This is a genomic window from Bradyrhizobium sp. (genome assembly GCF_049581145.1).
Taxonomy (GTDB): Bacteria; Pseudomonadota; Alphaproteobacteria; order Rhizobiales; family Xanthobacteraceae; genus Bradyrhizobium.
In genome coordinates this window covers 1-3,721 of sequence record NZ_JBAURI010000205.1, presented here as the reverse complement: position 1 = coordinate 3,721, position 3,721 = coordinate 1, and the positions used below count along the sequence as shown (strand labels likewise).

General features: G+C 64.0%; 6 protein-coding genes. 5 read left to right on the top strand and 1 reads right to left on the bottom strand.

All coding sequences use genetic code 11. The annotated features are described in order from the left end of the window. Nucleotides 1-291 precede the first annotated feature (291 nt). The 5 genes from WCB02_RS06805 to WCB02_RS06785 all read left to right on the top strand — a co-directional run bounded on the left by WCB02_RS06805 (nucleotide 292) and on the right by WCB02_RS06785 (nucleotide 2,262). Nucleotides 292-570, top strand: coding sequence for a ribbon-helix-helix domain-containing protein (locus tag WCB02_RS06805; RefSeq protein ID WP_423957069.1), 279 nt, complete (start codon nucleotides 292-294; stop codon nucleotides 568-570). Further along, nucleotides 560-868 (top strand): type II toxin-antitoxin system RelE/ParE family toxin, encoded by a 309-nt coding sequence (locus tag WCB02_RS06800; RefSeq protein ID WP_423957068.1) that lies wholly within the window; start codon nucleotides 560-562, stop codon nucleotides 866-868. The genes WCB02_RS06805 and WCB02_RS06800 overlap by 11 nt, the downstream gene beginning before the upstream one ends. A 74-nt stretch (nucleotides 869-942) precedes the next feature. Beyond that, nucleotides 943-1,092: a hypothetical protein gene (locus tag WCB02_RS06795; protein ID WP_423957067.1), complete on the top strand. Its 150-nt coding sequence runs from the start codon at nucleotides 943-945 to the stop codon at nucleotides 1,090-1,092. Nucleotides 1,093-1,171: 79 nt separating this feature from the next. Further along, nucleotides 1,172-1,543 carry a hypothetical protein gene (locus tag WCB02_RS06790; RefSeq protein WP_423957066.1) on the top strand — a complete coding sequence of 124 codons (372 nt, stop codon included), beginning with the start codon at nucleotides 1,172-1,174 and terminating at the stop codon, nucleotides 1,541-1,543. A 188-nt stretch (nucleotides 1,544-1,731) separates the two neighbouring features. Further along, complete coding sequence (locus WCB02_RS06785; RefSeq protein ID WP_423957065.1) at nucleotides 1,732-2,262, top strand: dihydrofolate reductase family protein; 531 nt, start codon at nucleotides 1,732-1,734, stop codon at nucleotides 2,260-2,262. Between the two features lie 963 nt (nucleotides 2,263-3,225). Here WCB02_RS06785 and WCB02_RS06780 read toward each other — a convergent pair. Then, nucleotides 3,226-3,721: amidohydrolase family protein (locus tag WCB02_RS06780; protein WP_423957064.1), on the bottom strand; the 496-nt coding region annotated here is incomplete at its 5' end.

Genomic DNA, 3,721 nt, shown 5'->3' with positions numbered 1-3,721 from the left:
TTCTCGGCGCGGCGCGCTTCCAGCAGCAGATCGCTGCCACGCTCGGCCGCCGCGTGACCCCGGGCCACGCCGGACGGCCGCCGCGCAACGACACCGCCAGCGCTGTGCCGAACCGTCTGCAAGCACGGCCCAGGCGCGATGGCAACCGTCGACGCAAAAACCCTTGACATCATCGAGGCATCACTCGTTCACACCCAGCACACAGGGTGAAAGAGCCTGATCGGCACGGCACGCCTGCTTCACCCCCGGGCCACACCGTGTTATTCTCGGACAGAACGAAAGACAGAACCCATGGCAAGCACCAAAGCAATCAACGTCGAACTGAGCGCCAAACAGCAGGCGATCCTGCAACGTCAGTTGGAAAGCGGACACTACGAGAACGCCAACGAAGTCATCGATGACGCGCTGAGGCTGATGAATGAGCGGGATGCCATATTTGATGAGTGGCTGCGGGGAGAAGTAAACGCCGCGATGGCCGACAAGCGAGCTTCGGTCCCGGCGGAAACGGTTTTCAAACGGCTGGAAGCGCGTCATGCCCGTCGGGTGAAAGCGCCCAAGCGTGGCAAGTAGGGTCGTCTTCAGTCGACGTGCCGAACGGCGGTTGACTGAACTGTACGACTATATTGCCGCCGCCAACTCGCCGGTTGTGGCCATCGGCTATATCCGCCGTATCCGGTTGGCGTGCCTCGCGCTGGCAGATTTTCCCGAGCGCGGCCTGCGTCGCGACGACATCCTGCCGGGTCTGCGCATTATCGGCTTTGAGCGCAGGGTGACGATCGTGTTCCGTGTGCTAGCCACGCGGGTAGAGATCGTCACGATTGCCTATGGCGGGCGGAGTTTCGAGCGCGAGCTGCGCAGGCGGAAATAGGGAAGAAAACGGGGACCACGTTTATTCGGCTGGCTGCGTTGCGCTCCCCGCCATCGCCGCTGCTGGAGGCGCTCATGCCCCGTCGTTCCCGGATCACCGCCGCCCCGGTCCACATCATTCAACGCCGCAACAACCGTGGCGTCTGCCTCTTCGCCGATACCGACTACGAACTTGATCTCGCACACTTGCGGGCCCTGGCCGTGAAGTTCGCGTGCGTGGGGTGAGTTAGCGATCGCCTTTGCTCGAAGAGCAAAGGCGGGCGCGTAACCCACCGTTGCGCCCAGGACATCGATACCGAGCATCGTGATGGAAGCGGTGGGTTACGCTTCAGCCGTCATTCGGACGGCTGAAGCTAACCCACCCCACGAGATGATTGAACCGCACGACCAATATGTGCGGCTCGGCCGTAACAGGCAAGCGCGCCGCGAAGCCTATCGGGCCCTATTCCGCGAGGCCTTGGACGAGACCGTTGTCGACGAGATCCGCGCGGCGACCAATGGTGGATTCGTTCTCGGCGCGGCGCGCTTCCGGGAGCAGATCGCTGCCATGCTCGGCCGCCGCGTGACCCCGGTCCAGGCCGGACGGCTGCCGCGCAAAGACGCCGTCAGCGCTGGGCCGAACCGTCCGCAAGCACGGCCCAGGCGCAATGGCAGCCATCGACGCAAAAACCGCTGAGGTCATCGAGGCATCACTCGTTCACACCCGGCCGGCACACAGGGTGAACAGTTGCGAAATAGTGGTCCCCTATTCTCCCCGCTCCCATATTCTCCTACGATCGCCTCGTCGCCCCGTACTATGTCCAACCACTTCTGTGCGACGTCGGCTCGCGCTAACCCAAAAAGCCTGAGATGGAGAATTGTAGCATGGCGAAGCTCGTCTTTGGAATGAACCAGTCTTTGGACGGCTACGTCGATCATATGGCGTTTGCACCAAGCCCCGCGCTGTTCCGTCATTTCATCGAGCAGGCGCGCAACCAGGCGGGCAGTGTGTACGGTCGCGGCCTGTACGAGGTGATGCGCTATTGGGACGACGACCATACCGAGTGGAACGCGGGAGAACGCGATTTCGCAACGGCGTGGCGCAGCCAGCCGAAGTGGGTCGTATCGCGTTCGCTGACGGCAGTCGGTCCCAACGCCACTCTCGTCGAGGGCGACCTCGATGCGGCCATGCGCGGGCTGAAGTCTGAGCGCGTTGGTGAAATTGACGTTGGCGGACCAGACCTGGCGCGAACCTTGGGCGACCTTGGTCTTATCGATGAGTATCGAATCTATCTCCACCCGGTCGTGCTTGGTGGCGGCAAGCCATTCTTCACCGGTCCCCGGCCGCCGCTCCGCCTGCTGACCAGCGATCTCATTGACGAGGACGTGATTAGGTTGACATACGTTCCTGCATAGTTACGCGACGTGCTCGACGAACTGCGCCGACGCGACACGTCCGTGCCGCGCTGATCGCGTCGTTCCGATCGCCGGCAGGCGCTTCTGGTCTACTGCCAGCAACGGACGGCTGACGTTCGCGCTGCTCCGTCGTCAGAGCCCGCGCGAGGGCCGCCATGCGGCCAAACGCACTGGAATGTGAGGGATCACGGGCGAGCCGAACGCGCACGACGCGCGCAGCGCCAATCTTGTGGATGGCTTGTGCATAACCTCGATGGTGTCGAAAAATCCGGCTTGCCGCCGTCCAAAATCACCGGTACTCGTGTTCATGTTTCGTTCCCACCTGAGGGGCGTCCGTCATCGTCACGGACGCGGGGGACGGGATGCGGTGGACGTGGCGGTGTCGGGCGTGACACGCGATTGCAGGGCGGACTGAGGTCTGTGAGCGGTCAGCATCACGCGGACGAACGACGCCGTCACGGTCGGCGAAATCGTGTGGTCCTGGCACCCGTTGCTGGTGTCAAGTCTCGCGGAGGCAAGCATCGGCCCGACCGGGCAGATGAGCCATCATCCGCGGGGCGACGGTGGCAAGAAGGATATTCGTCGCCGGGGAGAGCACGTATAAGCTGAAAAACCACTGCGTGCGGGGATGCCGGGTGATTTCCGGTGCGACCGCTGTGAATACTCGTGTGCTTTTATCGACACCACCAAGTCGCACACGAGGCTGCGGGTGCATCGGGCACCCGGCATTCCCGCGCGCCCTCTGTCTTCAGGGCGCAATGGTCCGGCAAAACTTCGGGCGCACCGCGCCGCGAGACTGCGAACTGACGTCTGTAGTCATGGCGCTTGCAAGGAGGCAATCGAGAGACCTGTGCGTGTTGCAAGATGGACTGCTTCGCGGAGCCTGTCATCGGGCGGCGCGTTGCGCCGACCCGTTGGCTCGCAATGACGGCCTCCGCAGTGACAGCAATGACGGCCTTGGCCTCACCCCGCCTGCATTGCGCGCGCGGCGGTGCTGTGGCGGCGGATCAGACTGGCGATGTCGAGGCCGGGAATGGCGCCATCGGTGACCGCCCATTTGCCGGCGACCATGACGCGGTCGGCGCGGTGCGCGCCGCACAGCACCAAAGCCGCGAGCGGATCGCCGTGGCCCGAAAAGCGCAATTCGTCGAGCCTGAACAGCGCGAGATCGGCGGCCTTGCCGACCGCGATCTCGCCAAGCTCGGGGCGGCCCACGCAGGCCGCCGATCCCCGCGTAGCCCAGCGCAGCGCGTCCCTGTGGCTGACCCGGCCTACGCCGTAGCGCGCCCGCTGCAGCAGGAATGCCGCGCGCACCTCCTGCATCAAATTGGACTCGTCGTTGGAGGCCGAGCCGTCGACGCCGAGACCGATGCCGACGCCGGCTTCCTCCATGTCGCAGACCGGGCAGCATCCGGATGCCAGGATCTGGTTGCTGCAGGCGCAATGGCTGACGGTCGTC

What these genes read in the sequence shown, in the direction of transcription:
- WCB02_RS06805 (WP_423957069.1), top strand. Translation starts at nt 292, where the DNA reads ATGGCAAGCACCAAAGCAATCAACGTCGAACTGAGCGCCAAACAGCAG.
- WCB02_RS06795 (WP_423957067.1), top strand. Translation starts at nt 943, where the DNA reads ATGCCCCGTCGTTCCCGGATCACCGCCGCCCCGGTCCACATCATTCAA.
- WCB02_RS06785 (WP_423957065.1), top strand. Translation starts at nt 1,732, where the DNA reads ATGGCGAAGCTCGTCTTTGGAATGAACCAGTCTTTGGACGGCTACGTC.